The sequence below is a fragment of the Staphylococcus sp. Mo2-1 genome, assembly GCF_046721385.1.
In the GTDB taxonomy this organism is placed as follows: Bacteria; Bacillota; Bacilli; order Staphylococcales; family Staphylococcaceae; genus Staphylococcus; species Staphylococcus equorum_A.
Genome location: NZ_JBEUUK010000001.1, coordinates 762,248 through 779,441 on the forward strand (window position 1 = coordinate 762,248; position 17,194 = coordinate 779,441).

Here is a 17,194-nt window from a genome sequence, read left to right on the forward strand (position 1 = left end):
ACATGGGTATTTCTAAACTGTGAAACAGCAAGGAACACTTTAAAGGAGAATAGCATGGTATATTTGAAATCTATAGATGCCTTTGGGTTTAAATCGTTTGCGGAGCACACAAATGTACAATTTGATGAAGGTGTAACAGCAATTGTAGGACCTAATGGTAGTGGGAAAAGTAACATAACAGATGCAATAAAATGGGTGCTAGGTGAACAATCAGCTAAATCACTGCGTGGTGCTAAAATGGAAGATATTATTTTTTCAGGCGCAGAACATCGAAAAGCTCAAAATTATGCAGAAGTTAAATTGAAATTAGATAATAGCTCCGGCAAGTTACAACTAGACGCGACAGAAATCGTTGTAACACGTCGATTATACAGAAGTGGTGAAAGTGAGTATTATCTTAATAATGACCGTGCAAGATTAAAAGATATTATTGATTTGTTTCTAGACTCAGGTTTAGGAAAAGAAGCGTTTAGTATTATTTCGCAGGGACGTGTAGATGAAATACTAAATGCAAAACCAGTGAATAGAAGACAAATATTAGAAGAATCTGCAGGAGTTTTAAAATATAAAAAACGCAAAGCTGCCTCCGTACAAAAGCTCGACCAAACAGAAGACAATCTTTCAAGAATACAAGATATTCTATATGATTTAGAGGGGCGAGTTGAACCATTAAGAGAAGAAGCGACTATTGCTAAAGAATATAAACATCTTTCCAAAGAAATGGAAAGAAGTGATGTACTTGTAACGGTCTATGATATTGAACAATATAGTAAAAATATTCATGAACTTGATGATAATTTAAATAATTTAAAGAGTCATCAAGCTACAAAAGATGCAGAGAAAGTACAATATACACAAGCATTAAATAAATATAAATCTGAAAGACAACAACTCGATGAACATATTGAATCATTAAATTTTCAACTTGTTAAAGCGACAGAAGAAGTTGAAAAGTATGCGGGACAACTTAACGTGTTAGAAGAACGTAAGAAAAATCAATCACAAACGAACGCACGTTTTGAAGAAGAACAAGAAAGTCTTAAAATACAAACAGAAACCTTAAAAAAAGAAAAGATAGATGCACAAAATCAAATAGATAAATTAAAAAAACAACAAAAAGAGTTAAATGAAAAAATTCAATACTTTGAATCACAACTCTATGTCAGTGATGAACAGCATGACGAAAAATTAGAGACAATTAAAGATGAATATTATCAACTTATGTCTGAACAATCCGATGTAAATAATGACATTCGCTTTTTAGAACATACCATTCAAGAAAATGAAACGAAGCAATCCCGTTTAGATAGTAGGTTACTTGAAGCCTTTGAACAACTGAAGAAAATTCAAAGCGACATTAATGAAGCTGAAAAGCAAACCGCGACGACTCAAAAAGAATTGAAAAATGCTGAGCAACAGCTCAATAATTATGAAAAAAAATTAACACAACTTAAACAGCAACAGTCTGAGTACGAAGAAAAATTGCACCAAGCGTATCGATTTAACGATAAATTAAAATCTCGTATTGATAGTTTGGCCACGCAACAGGAAGAATATAGCTATTTCTTTAATGGTGTAAAACATATACTTAAGGCTAAAAGTAATAAACTTTCAGGGATACGTGGAGCGGTTGCTGAAGTAATTCAAGTGCCATCCGATTTAACTAAAGCAATCGAAACTGCACTTGGTGCATCACTACAACATGTGATTGTAGATTCGGAAAAAGATGGTAGACAGGCAATTCAATATCTAAAACAAAATGGTTTGGGTAGAGCGACATTTTTACCACTCAATGTGATTCAACCTCGCCAAATTGGTAATGAAATTATGAAAACTGCACAAAATAGTGAGGGTTTTATTAATATTGCCGCACAAGCAATTGAAGTAGAATCAGATTATCAAAATGTAGTTCAAAATTTACTTGGTAATACAATAATTGTAGATGAATTGAAAAACGCCAACGAGTTAGCACGTAAAATTCGTTATCGTACACGTATTGTGACTTTAGAAGGGGATATCGTGAACCCTGGTGGCTCCATGACGGGTGGTGGAGATCGTAAATCTAAAAGTATTTTAGCTCAAAAAGATGAACTATCAACGATGCGTGCTCAACTCGAAGATTATCAACAGCAAACAGTAGCATTTGAAAAGCAATTTCAAAAAATTAAAAATGAGTCAGATCAACTGAGCGAAAAATATTTTGATACAAGTCAACATTATAATGCTATTAAAAAAAATGCTCATAATTATGAATTAGAACTAGACAGATTACGTAAAAGTGAAGCGCATTTAAAAGATGAGCATGAAGAATTTGAATTTGAAAAAAATGATGGTTACCAAAGCGAAACAAGTAAGCAAACACTTGATGATAAAAAACAAAGATTATCTAAAATCAAAACACAACTACAAAAATTAGAAGATGATATCAATCTTTATACAAAACTTTCTAAAGAAGGTAAAGAAAGCACAACGCAAATCCAAGCAACAATTACATCAAAAGCAATCCGATTTGGCAGTTGTAAAAGAACGTTTAAATACTCAGAAACAAACTGAGTCAAAAATTGCCAAACAACTCAATGATGTTATTGTGCAACATCAAAAATTAGAAGAGCAAATTAAACTCTTTAATTCAGATGAAATGACCGGCGAAAAAGCATTTGAAACGATTCAATATAATATGGAACAAAGTAAAGACGAAAAAGTAAAACTATCTCAAAACATAGAAGACGTTAAATCGCGTAGACTCGAATTGAATGATACAATTGAAGTGACAGATCAAAAACTTCAAGAAGCCAATCAAGATATTCTTTCTATAGAAAATCGCTATCAGGATATTAAATCAGAGCAGTCCCGTTTAGATGTATTAATTAATTATGCGATTGATCATTTGAGCGAAGATTATCACTTAACATATGAGCGTGCGAGTGAATTATATGATTTAGATGAAGATATAGACGTTTTACGCAAAAAAGTAAAATTAACTAAAATGTCTATTGAAGAGCTAGGACCAGTTAATTTAAATGCGATTGAACAATTTGAAGAAATTAATACGCGTTTTACATTTTTAGATGAACAACGTGCTGACTTAAGAGCGACTGAAAACAACTTTAGAACAACTTATTGAAGAAATGGATCAAGAAGTGAAAGATCGTTTTAAAGAAACATTTCATGCCGTTCAAGGATATTTTTCAGATGTATTTAAATCATTGTTTGGCGGAGGCCAAGCAGAACTCCGCTTAACAGATGATGACTATCTAACTGCAGGAGTAGATATCATTGTGCAACCACCTGGTAAGAAGTTACAACATTTGTCACTACTTAGTGGTGGAGAACGTGCCTTGAGTGCCATTGCATTATTATTTGCGATTTTAAAAGTTCGCTCGGCGCCATTTGTTATCTTAGATGAGGTTGAAGCGGCACTTGATGAAGCAAATGTGATACGCTATGCACAATATTTAAAAAATCTATCAGACCAAACTCAATTTATTGTGATTACACACCGTAAAGGTACAATGGAATTCTCAGATCGCTTATATGGTGTAACAATGCAAGAATCTGGAGTTTCCAAACTAGTAAGTGTTAATTTAAATACGATTGATGAAGTGATTAAGGAGGAACAAACATGAGCTTTTTCAAACGATTAAAAGATAAATTTTCAGCACCTTCAGAAGAACAAAAGCAACAACTTGAAGAATTAGAACAACAAGACGCAGAACAACAAGGTGAAGCATCACAAGATAGAGAGGACGAAACTCAAGATAAACCAGCGAAAAAAGTTAAAAAATTAAAAGAAGCTGACTTTGATGATGATGGTTTAATCTCTATTGAAGATTTTGAAGAAATTGAAGCACAACAGCTCGGTGCCAAATTTAGAGCCGGTTTAGAAAAATCGCGTGAGAATTTCCAAGCGCAACTTAATAATTTACTTGCACGTTATCGTAAGGTAGATGAAGAGTTCTTCGAAGCACTAGAAGAAATGTTAATTACTGCAGATGTTGGATTTAATACTGTGATGCAACTTGTAGAAGAATTACGTGAAGAAGCACAACGTCGCAATATTACTGAAACAGAGGATTTACGTGAAGTTATTGTTGAAAAAATTGTTGAAATCTATCACCAAGATGATGATAACTCAGAAGTGATGAATATAGAAAATGAAGGATTAAATGTAATCCTTATGGTCGGAGTGAATGGTGTTGGTAAGACAACAACAATTGGTAAATTAGCGCATCGTTACCAAGCTGAAGGCAAAAAAGTAATGCTTGTCGCTGGAGATACATTCAGAGCCGGTGCAATTGAACAACTTAAAGTATGGGGCGAACGCGTCGGTGTTGAAGTGTTGAGCCAAAGAGAAGGTTCAGACCCAGCCGCAGTAATGTATGATGCAATTAACGCGACTAAAAGTAAAAACGTAGATATTTTAATATGTGATACTGCAGGCCGTTTACAAAATAAATCCAATTTAATGAATGAATTAGAGAAAGTTAAACGAGTTATTGGACGTGCTGTACCAGAGGCACCTCATGAAGTTTTACTTTGTCTTGATGCAACGACAGGTCAAAATGCATTGTCACAAGCAAAATCATTTAAAGAGGTTACAAACGTTACAGGTATTGTATTAACAAAATTAGATGGTACTGCTAAAGGTGGTATCGTATTAGCAATTCGTAATGAACTTCATATTCCAGTTAAATACGTAGGTTTAGGTGAAAAATTAGATGATCTCCAACCATTCAATCCTGAAAGCTATGTGTATGGGTTATTCGCTGATATGATTGAGCAAAATGTCGAAGAAGCACCTGAGTCAAATCAGAATGAAGTAGAAATTGAAGGTAATTCAGATGAGTCAAAATGATTTAATTAAAACGATACGTATGAATTATCTGTTTGACTTTTACCAATCATTATTAACAAATAAACAAAGAAACTATTTAGAATTATTTTATTTACAAGATTATTCTTTAAGTGAGATTGCTGATACATTTGATGTGAGTCGCCAAGCAGTGTATGATAATATAAGAAGAACTGGCGATTTAGTAGAAGATTATGAAGAAAAATTAGGGCTATACCGAAATTTTGAACAAAGACAAAAAACATATGAACATATGAAACAGCACATAAATGATCCAGAAAAAATAAAACAATACATTCAAGCACTTGAAGATTTAGAATAAAAGTATATAAAGGAGGGTATTTGATATGGCATTTGAAGGATTATCCGATCGTCTGCAAGGAACGATGCAAAAAATCCGTGGCAAAGGTAAAGTTACTGAAGCAGATATTAAATTGATGATGCGTGAAGTAAGATTAGCATTATTAGAAGCCGATGTTAACTTTAAAGTGGTAAAGGAATTTGTCAAAACTGTATCAGATAGAGCTTTAGGTTCAGATGTTATGAAATCATTAACACCTGGGCAACAAGTCATCAAAATTGTACAAGAAGAACTTACCCAACTTATGGGAGGGGAAAATGCTACGATTAAAATGGCTAACAAGCCGCCAACTGTAGTGATGATGGTTGGTTTACAAGGTGCTTGGTAAGACTACCACTGCTGGTAAATTAGCATTATTAATGCGTAAACAATATAATAAAAAACCATTATTAGTAGCAGCAGATATTTATCGTCCTGCGGCAATTGATCAATTGCAAACAGTAGGTAAACAAATCGACATTCCAGTTTATAGTGAAGGCGATCAAGTTAAGCCACAACAAATCGTTGAAAATGCAATCGCACATGCAAAAGAAGCGCATTTAGATTTTGTTATTATTGATACTGCTGGTCGTTTACACGTTGATGAAGCGTTAATGCAAGAATTAAGCGATGTAAAAGAAATTACGAAACCAGATGAAATTATGTTAGTTGTCGATGCAATGACTGGTCAAGATGCTGTGAATGTTGCAGAATCTTTTGATTCTCAATTAGAAGTATCTGGCGTAACATTAACAAAATTAGACGGTGATACACGTGGTGGTGCTCGCACTTTCAATCAGATCAGTTACTCAAAAACCGATTAAATTTGTAGGTATGAGTGAGAAACTAGATGGGTTAGAAGCATTCCATCCTGAACGTATGGCATCTCGTATATTAGGTATGGGAGATGTATTGAGTTTAATTGAAAAAGCACAAACAGATGTGGATGAAGATAAAGCAAAAGACTTAGAAAAGAAAATGCGTACATCTTCGTTTACATTGGAAGATTTCCTAGAACAATTAGATCAAGTTAAAAGTCTAGGGCCTCTTGATGACATTATGAAAATGATTCCTGGCATGAACAAAATGAAAGGCATTGAAAATATGAATATGGATGATAAACAAATTGATCATATTAAAGCAATTATTCAATCAATGACACCTAATGAGCGTAACAAACCTGAGACTTTAAATGTTTCTCGTAAAAAACGTATTGCTAAAGGTTCAGGACGTTCAGTGCAAGAAATCAATAGATTAATGAAACAATTCACTGATATGAAAAAAATGATGAAACAATTTTCCGGTGGCGGCAAAGGCAAAAAAGGCAAACGCAAACAAATGGAAAACATGATGAACGGTATGAATTTACCATTCTAAAATCATAAATTTTGTATAACTATAAATAAAAAACCAGAACAACGACTTGTAACCAAATCGTTGTTCTGGTTTTTTCGTCAACTATATTATTTGTAGAATGATTAAAATTTTTCTAACCCCAAATGATCACGGAAAGTATGACCATTATAAGTTGTTCTGAATAAATTTCTTTTTTGTAATTCTGGCACAATCAATGTTACGAAATCCTCTAAACTATCTGGAAAGACAGGCGGCATCAAATTAAAACCATCGGCTACACCACTTAGTAACCAGTACTCCATTTGATCTACGATAGCTTCAGGAGTGCCAATCAATGTGAAATGCCCACCACCAAGCATTTAAGTAACCAAGTAGTTCTCGTACAGTTGGATGAGTATCACGAATGATTTCCAATATTGTTTCGTAACGTCCAACTGGTCCTGTAAAATCTTCAACAGGAGGTAGGGGAGGCACGGATTCATCTAACTCCCAGTTTTGACAATCTTGTTGAATAAAGAAACTTAATTGTTTTAATGCAGTTTCCACAGGTAAGGCTTTGTCTAATTTTTCTTTCTTAGCATAGGCTTTTTCGTAAGTTTCAGCGACATATGTAACTAGACCGGGAAAAATTTTGATATATCTATTACTGTTTTGTGATAATTGTAATTGTTGATCAAGCTTTTCTCGAAAAGCTTGTGCTTGTTTAAAGTTCCAGGATACTGAATACACTGCATCTGCATATTGAGTTGCCAAGGCAATACCTTGTGAAGATGCGCCGACTTGCATAGCTACTGGACGACCTTGTGGACTGCTTGGTGTTGTTGATGGTCCTTTAACTTTGAAATGTTTACCATGATGATTAATAGCATTAATGTAATCATCATTAATAATTTTTTTGTTTTTTCGATCATGTAGAAAATGTTCGTTATCCCAAGATGTGAATAACTGATTCATCACTTTTGCAAATTCAGCAGCAATTTCATAGCGTTCATTATGATCAGGGAGCAATTCCATACTGTGATTTAAGGCTTCTAAATCTGTCATAGAGGTGACAAGATTCCAACCTATACGTCCATGTGATACATGATCTAGACTGAGCAATTGTCTAGATGCAGTAAAAGGGTTTGAGAACGTACTTGAAATTGTTGCGACCAGTCCAATGTGCGTTGTCACATGAGCAATAGCAGATAAACTGACGATAGGATCGAACCAAAATGCTGGCATATCAGTAGAAGATTTTGCAGGAAAAGATTGATTATCAGCGAAAAATACTGCGTCGAATAGTCCTTTTTCAGCAAGTTGAGCTAATTCCTGATAATAAGTAATTTCACCAATACGATTCACACTAGAATTCGGCATTAGCCACGCGACTTGGTGATGACCACAAGCATATAATAAAACGCCAATATTAAGTTGTTTTTGATTTTTATCAGACATAGAAAGCACCTCCTAATTATAATTTTTTAATTCATCGTTAAGCCACCATCTACAGTGAAATTTTGTCCAGTTATACCGTTTGCTTGTTCAGAAGCTAAGTATGCAACCATGTTTGCAATGTCTTGTGGTGAAGTCACACGCTTAAGCGGTGTTGTTTGTGCGATCATGTCAAATACTTCAGGCGTCGTTGTAGCACTTGCGTCAGTTGTTTTTAAGAGGCCTCCTGACACCACGTTGGCTCTAATACCAAATTGACCAAGTTCAGCAACAATATTACGAGTAAAACCAATTAATCCAGCTTTTGCAGTTGTATATTCATGATAAGGTACAACAGGATTTTGATATAAATTTGTACCGATAGAAATAATAGTACCTTGCTGTCTTTCTAAAAATTGAGGCATGACACTTTGTGTTACATTGAAGGCAGCTTTTAAAGTACCATCTATTTGTTGTTGGTAATCAACCCATGTTAAATCTTTAAATGATTTTTGCTGTGTAGGATCAAATTTAAAACCTACGAGTGCATTGTTAATTACGACATCAATTTTTCCGAAATATTGAGTGGCCTGTTCAATTAAGTGATCAATATTATCTCTATTTGTGATATCAGCTTGAATAGCAATTGCACAATCTGATCCGATATCAGAAACAAGATCTTCTGCTAACGATTTATTTTTGTAATAATTGATTATAATATTATACCCTTGTTGCGATAATGTTTTTGCAATCGTTGCACCTAAACCTCTACTACTACCTGTTACTAAAACAGTTTTATTCATAACTTTCACTCCTAAAATTTTAAAAAATTCAAATTAAAAAAATACACAACCCTCACTATAGAAAGTTGTGTATTAGAAATGATAAAATAGTGATATTGTAAAAAGGCAAGATTGCCCCTTGAATATATGATATAAAATCTTTCACACTTTCCTCCGCTAGTTTCAGCTAGATCAGGTTCAAAGGGTTTGAGTTGTACTCATCTCAGTTAAAAACACCCCTAGTGCATGCGTTTATTTAATTTAGTCTCAATGTATAGTTTTTAAATATAGATGTCAAGAGACTTAAAATAACATAAGGTATATCATAGATGTATAAAGTGCATGAAAAGAGGAAATTGACAAAAGCGCGTAGTTTACAAGGCGATTGATGAGAAAAAAATGTTTTTTTAAAATTGGTAAAGGATAACCTCTTTACAAATATCAGAAGAACTGGTATCATTATTTCTTGTAGAAAATAAATACTTATGAAATTAAAAGGAGAGAATATAAATGGCAGTTAAAATTCGTTTAACACGTTTAGGCTCAAAAAGAAATCCATTCTATCGTATCGTAGTTGCAGATGCTCGTGCACCACGTGATGGTCGTAATATCGAACAAATCGGTACTTACAACCCATCTAATGTGAAAGCACCAGAAGTTAAAATCGACGAAGAATTAGCACTTAAATGGTTAAAAGACGGTGCTAAACCGACTGATACAGTTCACAATATCTTATCAAGAGAAGGTATTTTGAAAAAATTCGACGACCAAAAATAAGTTTTAAACTTATTAAACAAATATAGTATTTGTAAGAGTACCGTTTTAGGTGCTCTTTTTTTAATGAGAAATATTATAATCAGTGCTTTAAAATAGTTGAGAATAAGAAAATTTTCTAGTGAGGAATGTATTACTATGTTAGATTTATACATGTTATAATAATTAAATAATACATAAAAATTACACAACACTTATAAGATACATTTATCGGAGGCACATATATGAAAGTTGAAGTTGGAAAAATTGTTAATACACATGGTATTAAAGGCGAAGTAAAAATAAAATCTAATTCTGATTTTACAGATAAACGTTTTCAACCTGGGGAAATTGTTGAAATAGCACGTAAAGATAAAGCACCACTTAAATTTAAAATTGCTTCATATCGTATGCATAAAGGACTGCATATGCTTACGTTTGAAGGTATCAATAACATTAATGATATCGAGCACTTAAAAGGTGAAACACTTTTACAAGAACGTGATCATGAAGAAATAGAGCTTGGAGAACATGAATTTTATTATTCAGATATCATTGGCTGTACCGTTTTTAATGAAGATACTCCAATTGGTCGTGTGATTGAGATATTTGAAACAGGTGCAAACGATGTGTGGGTAGTCAAAGGCGACAAAGAATACCTCATTCCTTATATCGCGGACGTGGTTAAAGAAATTGATGTAGAAGGTAGACGTATACAAATCACGCCTATGGAAGGATTATTAGATTAATGAGAATCGACTATTTAACATTATTTCCTGGTATGTTTGAAGGTGTTTTAAATCAATCTATTTTAAAACGCGCTCAAGAAAAGGATTTGTTACAAGTAAATACAGTGGATTTTAGACATTTTGCTGAAAACAAGCATAATCAAGTGGATGACTACCCATTTGGAGGCGGTCAGGGGATGGTGTTAAAGCCGGAACCAATATTCAATGCAATGGATAGTATTGAGCGAACAGAAGACACAAGGGTCATTTTAATGTGTCCTCAAGGTCGCCCATTTACTCAAGCTATTGCTAATGAACTCAGTCAGGCAGAGCACTTAGTATTTATTTGCGGGCATTATGAAGGCTATGATGAAAGAATCCGTGAACATTTAGTCACTGACGAAATTTCAATGGGGGACTATGTATTGACTGGTGGCGAGCTGCCGACGATGGTAATGACAGATGCGGTAGTTAGACTTTTACCTGGTGTTTTAGGTAATCAACAATCTCACATGGATGATTCCTTTCAAGATGGTTTACTAGAGTTTCCACAATATACACGACCACGTATATATAAGGATTTGAATGTACCAGACGTTTTATTATCAGGCAACCATGCCCACATTGATCATTGGCGTCATGAACAGAAAATTTTAAGAACATGGGAAAAACGACCGGATTTATTAGAACAGTATCCGCTGACTAAAAAAGACCAAGAAATTATAGAAAGATATAAAAAGCAATTGAAAAAAGATTAGTAATATGCTAATATATTTTAAGTGTGCGACACACGAAAATCACTATGGTCCGCTGCTATATTTTGTCTAGGCAAGAACATAGGTTGAAGGAGAGAAAAATAATGAGTAATCACAAATTAATCGAAGCAGTAACTCAATCGCAATTACGCACAGATATACCTTCATTCCGTCCAGGTGACACTTTAAAAGTTCACGTACGTATTGTTGAAGGTACTCGCGAACGTATCCAATTATTCGAAGGTGTAGTTATTAAACGCCGTGGTGGAGGAGTTTCAGAATCTTTCACTGTACGTAAAATATCTTCAGGTGTTGGTGTGGAACGTACATTCCCATTACACACTCCAAAAATCGAAAAAATTGAAGTTAAACGCCGTGGTAAAGTACGTCGTGCTAAATTATACTACCTACGTGAATTACGTGGTAAAGCTGCTAGAATTAAAGAAATTCGTTAATCAGCAAATTAGACATAAAAAAGCGATTCCCAATGGGAGTCGCTTTTTTTGATACATATATAATATAAGTCGCATTAGGTTGTCTTGCTAGAAATACAATTTTAGTCGACATTTCTAGCAAACCTAAGCGACTCATTAAAGAGGTTGAGACAAAATACATGTCTCAGCCTCAATTATTATATTGGCAGTGGCTGACTGAACTGAAAATGCGTTTATATCAAGCTTTTAAAGAACTACTACTTCATTTATGAAGACAAGTAGTTCTTATGCAAGTGCTTCAGCCCTTGTATTCAACTTTACAGTCAGCTTTGCCGGGGTGAGACGACGAAATCTTGTTAGAAAAATTAGATTTCTGTTTCATTCCCTTTATCGTGCTTAATTCTTTGGTTTAATCCATTTCGTGAATCCAATACTCAATATAATACCTAGAATACTTAAAACGACCAAGATAGTTGTATGTGGTGGCGTATACTTGAGTTCGATTTTTTCTTGTCCTTTTTCAACTGGAATTACGGTCATAATGCCATTGCCTTGTTTTACAGGGAGTGTTTTATCATTGGCATACGCCTTCATACCATCACGATATGCCATCGGTAAGACAAGATAGCCTTCGTCATTTTTATCTTTTTTAATTGTATAACCAGAACGTTGTTCAGACACTTGTACATTATCTAACTGTTTAGATGCTTTATTTAAAGTTTCATAGTTTTCACCGTAAATGCCTTTAATATTAAAACGATATTTACCCTGTGACAATTTAACTCGTAGTTTTTCATCTGCTTTTACACGCATTGTAACAGGCGTGACAAACCGGCGATATTTATAAGTCAATTCATTACGACCTTGATTGTATTCGTTCACACCGACGTCATGTTGCTTGTCAGGGCTTAATAGTTCAACATCCATTTCTATATACATATCTTTGTATTTATTTGCAATGGAGGATGGCAGGGTGTAAGTTATGCCACCTTTGTCTTTTGTCACTATAAGCTTTCCGTCTTTATCCCTATGTGCATTATTTAATGAGGTAGAGGTTTTGCCCAATAAATTCTCATTAGCCTTAAATTGGCTGTTGGGTTTAGCGTCTTTATCTTTGAGCACGACACCTTGCAACATTGCTTGTTCTTTATCAAGCGGTGATTTAAGATCTTTTGGATCATACACCTTGTTGGTTATATGAGCACTTGGATATTTAATTTCGTTTGTTGAATGAATAAATGATTCTTTTTTTGAATGATGAATCGTATCTTTAGGTTCAAAACCGAAAGATATATTCGAATCATCTGGTCGACGTATACGATCATTAACGTTCCATAATGCCATTAAATTCGCTCTGTTTGATAATAATCGATAAGTACTATTTTTATCAGTATGCATATTAATTTGTAATGTCTGATCATAATATTTTAATATGTCACCATCAAAAATACTTGAATATAAAGCAATACCATTAAAATGATAGATCATTGGTGAATTAAGACCATATTGCGACATATAATCAATTCTACTCAGTGGATCGTCATTATGCTGTTGATTGATTTCAGATATTTTCTTGGATAAAGCAGGACTTTTGTATTTTGAAGCATGCATAGCTGATTTTGTGGATTCATAGTTCCTCACATTATTAAAGTGATGATTAGAAAGAATCATACTTTGTTGAACGATAAATAATACTAATAATACGGCTAATGGCCAACGTTTTTTCAGTAGTGACCTTTTAAATAAAAGTATTCCAATAAAGATCATAATAATGAGACAAGCGAGCATCCAAGTCATTTTTTCTTTCTCAACTATAATTGTCATGATTGACATAATCAGCAAGGCGGGTACACATGCTAAGATATAAGACTTGAGTTTTAATTCTGAAATGTGTTGAATAAATAACGCGATTAATGCTCGCAGTGGCGAAAGCAAATATGTAAACCCATCTGCGTTCGGGTGTCGAAAAACCATTAAACATACTATCAAAATAGGGTGTCAATGAACCAACTAACATAATCCAAGTCATAATTGCAAAAAACCTATAATAATAATGTCTATATAACTTAAATGATAGCAATGCTACCATAGCGATAATTGAAACAGTGATATAAAAGCCGTTGCTAAAAAAGTGCTTTTGTCGTGCGAAATCTGTAAACATATCTATTTTAAAATGTGGATTACTTACTCGATCGTTGTTGAAAAACGAAGTAACCCCAGTATAGAATCCCCATATACTAACTAGTGTACTTAATACTATTGCTACAGGAATAATCCATAATTTTTGCTTGCGAGTTACGATATCACTCGGGTGGGGGAACACTAATCTATAAAAGTAATATGCAAAGAGTACAAGAGATTCATAATAACTAAAATAGAAATTTGAAAATAAAGTTAGAGCTACAGCAAAAATAAATAGACCTATTTTCTTTTCTCTATAAAATCGTTCAATAGCCAATAAGGAGAGTGGAAGAAAAATAAGCAAATCTCCATAATATGACCAGGTAAAATTAAAATAAATTACTACTGTTGAGGCACCATATAACATAGAAGCCAGAAAAACAGCATGGTTTTTAAATTTTATATATCTAAAATAGTAAAAGGCTAGTACGAACGTTACTACACCTTTAACAAAAGCAACAATCAGTTGGTTACTTGCCCAATATGTTATGTTACTTGGATTACTATTAAATAACACTTCTGATAGCCAAACAAAAATAAAATTAACCAAAGTAAATGGAGAAGTAGCATAATAATAAGCTAAATCTTTTACATAATCGCCACCTAATCCAAATGAATGATCATAAAAACTTTTGAATTGGCTAAAATGTTCATACAAATACATTTGAAATGGCATCATTTGCCTATAGCCATCACCACTCCCACTAAATACGATACCTTCAGTTAAATAACGAAAGATATATGGTGTGAATGTTAGTAAAGCAACGCCTATACCTAGCGCAACGATACAAATAAATCTTGTAACTTTGTGGGCCCAAAGATTACGAAACATAGTCATACCTCATCTCTGACAAACTCCTTTTAAATATTAATTTGAATTGCGCTGTGGTTTTTTATTTTTGTGAATGCACCAAATCACACTCAAGATGAAACTTATGACTGAAACTGCGATCATAGTATACCAGTATGGTGGTCTATATTTAATTGTAATTTCACTGCTATCCTTATTTACAGGCACACCTGTCATCATATAATTTACTTTTAAAGGTTTTACTTTTTTACCATCCACGTATGCGGGCATACCTTTTCTATAAGGAATATTAATAGAAGCAATGCCTTTCTTATGGCGATCTAATGTTACTTTAATGCCATTTTTAATATCTTGATAATGACCCACATTGTTCTGTTTGCTATGTGCGGTTTCAAGCTTTTTATAATTTTCTCCATGTAAACTTTGTAATTCAAATTCATAATTACCACTAGGGCTAAGTGCAATGTTTATATTACCATTTTCATCTGGTTGTGTTCTATAAAGTTGTGTGTCAACCCCAGTACGATAAGTAGAATTGTTGAATAACCGATTGTTCGAATAACCGTTTATATTTACAGAAAAATTGCTGTCAGGTTTGCCTCGTTTAACTTTTAGCGTCACGTAAAAATCTTTATATTGTGATCTAATGTTTTCTGGAACATGGATTTGTACTTGACCCTGTTTATTATTGTTAGGAATATATATTTTTTTGTCTGTTTTACGATTCATGTTTTGATAGGTGATTTCGGTTTGATTTAATAAGTTTTTAGCTTTATCTGTGTATGTTTTACCCTCATTATTTAAAATTATTCCATCAATCATTGCATGTTCCCTATCTATAGGATCTTTAAGCTTTTGTGCATCAAAGACTTGATCTGAAACACGCACTGAAGGCAAGTTTAAAGTGTTTTCATAGATTTGGTATTGTCCATCTTTTTTAATTTTTTTGAAATGTGCGGGCACGTTATTTTGGTAATCTTTTAACATTAAATAACGAACAGATAATAAACTATTAATGTTTTGTCTGCTATTCGTTGATTGGTATCTACTTACAGATTCTTCTTTCATGTTGATTTTCAAATCATCGTAATAAAAATCAAGTATATTGTGGTCAAAAATACTTGAATAAAGACTCATTCCTTTAAAATGTTGATACATCGGTGTATTATCTTGCTCATTAACGCGCCAATCAATTCGCTCATCTTCAGATTTTCCTTTTTTTATATCAGAAACTAACTGTTGCTGAAGTGGCGTGTCAAAGAGACTTGCATTTACATAATAGCTATTTGCGCGTTGAACATGATCATCAAAATAAATTTGGTTGCGTATAAATACGACAGACACTAAAACAGAAAGTATCATAATAGACAATATAAAGAAATGCGTTAATTTGGTTCTTATTTTAGGTTCTTTAACGAAAAGTATGAGTAAACCAATCATGCTGACTATAGGCATATACCATAGCCACGAAACAAACTTGTCATATTGCCAAGCACTTCCAAAGACAAAACATAAAGAGACTAAAGAGGATAATATGTACGTTTTTAAAGATAAGGTTCTAAAATATTTTACATAAAGTCCTATTAAAATAGCCGAATTAAAAGCGATGAGGTAGTGCCAACGTTTTTGTGGTGCTGAAAAGCCATTAAATACTTGATCCACAAATGGTAAAAAACTAGCACAAATTGAAACCAGCGTAAAAATCGAAAATAATTTGAAATAAAAATGCTTATATAACTTGAATGATAGCAATGCTTGTAGTGTTAAGAAAAGTATGACGATTAAATAATTGTCATAAAATATATTTGTGTTTTGGTTAAAAGGTTCAAATAAGTCTACATCTCCATCAAAAGGGATGCGTCTATTATTAAAGTAACTTTGTATTGCTCGGGAAAAAGAAAAACAAACTACAACCTAATGCAATTAATGCTGAAATACATAATGTCATAAATGCATTGAATCTAGTTACGAGATCATTTTTATGTTTAAAAATCATTCGAGCTAGGAAATATAAAAGTCCTGTTAATAATTGATAATAGGCAAAATAAAAATTATTAATTAAAGAAATAGTTACGATAATAATAAAGAAACCTGGTTTACCACTTTTTAAGAAGCGTTCGATTGACCATAGTAATAATGGTAACCAAATAAAAACATCACTAAAAAATGGCCAATAAACAGTGAATCTAAAATAAAGTGGTGACATTACAAAAATAAATGATGCTAATACAGCCACTTTGCGATTGTGTGAAATATAGTGAACATAGATAAATGTTGCTATCATTGCTATAGCAGATTTAATTATAGAAACGACTAAGGCATTTGTCATCCAAAACATCACATCAGAGGTATCCATTGGGATGACTATTTTAAGTAAGACAATAATAATGACGTTCAAAATAAATATAATATTTGTTGAAAAGTAATAACTTAAGTCAGTGAAAAAGTCTCCGCCCAGACCAAAGTCAGAAGCATAAAACCAATTGCCATGACTCCAATTATCAAATAAATACATTTGAATTGGCACCATTTGTTCCATACCATCATTAGGCCCTGTAAATAAAACGCCATCATGGATAAATCTATAAATAACATAACTGTGTCCAATAACAGCCAGTAATAAGAATAAACATGTGTACAAAAATTTACGCTTCATAAACGACTCCTGTATATGTAATAAATATAATTCCATTGTAACGATATTTTATGAATTTAGATAAAAATAACTATTATTTATTTAGAAAAATATAATTCATTAAGTCTTAAGCGTTTTAAAAGTTAAACAGGTT

General features: G+C 33.1%; 7 protein-coding genes, 5 pseudogenes and 1 riboswitch. Of the genes and pseudogenes, 8 read left to right on the forward strand and 4 right to left on the reverse strand.

Annotation, left to right across the window (positions count from 1 at the left end):
* The first annotated feature begins 54 nt into the window (after positions 1-54).
* From smc to ffh, 4 genes and pseudogenes are all read left to right on the forward strand, one after another.
* Positions 55-3,626 (forward strand): annotated as a pseudogene (gene smc, locus ABLV95_RS03965) (chromosome segregation protein SMC).
* Positions 3,623-4,855 (forward strand): signal recognition particle-docking protein FtsY, encoded by a 1,233-nt coding sequence (ftsY, locus tag ABLV95_RS03970; protein WP_460876449.1) that lies wholly within the window; start codon positions 3,623-3,625, stop codon positions 4,853-4,855. The pseudogene smc and the gene ftsY overlap by 4 nt, the downstream one beginning before the upstream one ends.
* Positions 4,842-5,174 (forward strand): putative DNA-binding protein, encoded by a 333-nt coding sequence (locus ABLV95_RS03975; protein WP_285323055.1) that lies wholly within the window; start codon positions 4,842-4,844, stop codon positions 5,172-5,174. The genes ftsY and ABLV95_RS03975 overlap by 14 nt, the downstream gene beginning before the upstream one ends.
* Before the next feature lie 25 nt (positions 5,175-5,199).
* A pseudogene (ffh, locus tag ABLV95_RS03980) lies at positions 5,200-6,569 on the forward strand (signal recognition particle protein).
* Positions 6,570-6,670: 101 nt separating this feature from the next.
* On the opposite strand, the pseudogene ABLV95_RS03985 reads toward ffh, so the two are convergent.
* Positions 6,671-7,985 (reverse strand): annotated as a pseudogene (locus tag ABLV95_RS03985) (LLM class flavin-dependent oxidoreductase).
* Between the two features lie 26 nt (positions 7,986-8,011).
* A complete protein-coding gene (locus ABLV95_RS03990; RefSeq protein ID WP_460872598.1) occupies positions 8,012-8,764 on the reverse strand; it encodes a 3-oxoacyl-ACP reductase in 753 nt (250 codons plus the stop codon).
* A 131-nt stretch (positions 8,765-8,895) separates the two neighbouring features.
* Positions 8,896-8,994, reverse strand: a riboswitch (TPP riboswitch).
* Positions 8,995-9,253: 259 nt separating this feature from the next.
* Here ABLV95_RS03990 and rpsP point away from each other — a divergent pair.
* The 4 genes from rpsP (at position 9,254) to rplS (ending at position 11,434) form a co-directional block, all read left to right on the forward strand.
* Positions 9,254-9,520, forward strand: coding sequence for a 30S ribosomal protein S16 (gene rpsP / locus ABLV95_RS03995; protein ID WP_069816061.1), 267 nt, complete (start codon positions 9,254-9,256; stop codon positions 9,518-9,520).
* Between the two features lie 221 nt (positions 9,521-9,741).
* Positions 9,742-10,245 carry a ribosome maturation factor RimM gene (rimM, locus tag ABLV95_RS04000; RefSeq protein WP_427704766.1) on the forward strand — a complete coding sequence of 168 codons (504 nt, stop codon included), beginning with the start codon at positions 9,742-9,744 and terminating at the stop codon, positions 10,243-10,245.
* The gene (trmD, locus tag ABLV95_RS04005) at positions 10,245-10,982 is read left to right on the forward strand and encodes a tRNA (guanosine(37)-N1)-methyltransferase TrmD (RefSeq protein ID WP_460876452.1); all 738 of its coding nucleotides are present in this window, start codon (positions 10,245-10,247) and stop codon (positions 10,980-10,982) included. The genes rimM and trmD overlap by 1 nt, the downstream gene beginning before the upstream one ends.
* A 101-nt stretch (positions 10,983-11,083) precedes the next feature.
* Positions 11,084-11,434, forward strand: coding sequence for a 50S ribosomal protein L19 (rplS, locus tag ABLV95_RS04010; RefSeq protein ID WP_002507872.1), 351 nt, complete (start codon positions 11,084-11,086; stop codon positions 11,432-11,434).
* Positions 11,435-11,809: 375 nt separating this feature from the next.
* Here the strand turns inward: rplS and ABLV95_RS04015 are convergent.
* Both ABLV95_RS04015 and ABLV95_RS04020 read right to left on the reverse strand, forming a co-directional pair.
* Positions 11,810-14,426 (reverse strand): annotated as a pseudogene (locus ABLV95_RS04015) (YfhO family protein).
* 36 nt (positions 14,427-14,462) lie between these two features.
* Positions 14,463-17,061, reverse strand: a pseudogene (locus ABLV95_RS04020) (YfhO family protein).
* Positions 17,062-17,194: the final 133 nt, after the last annotated feature.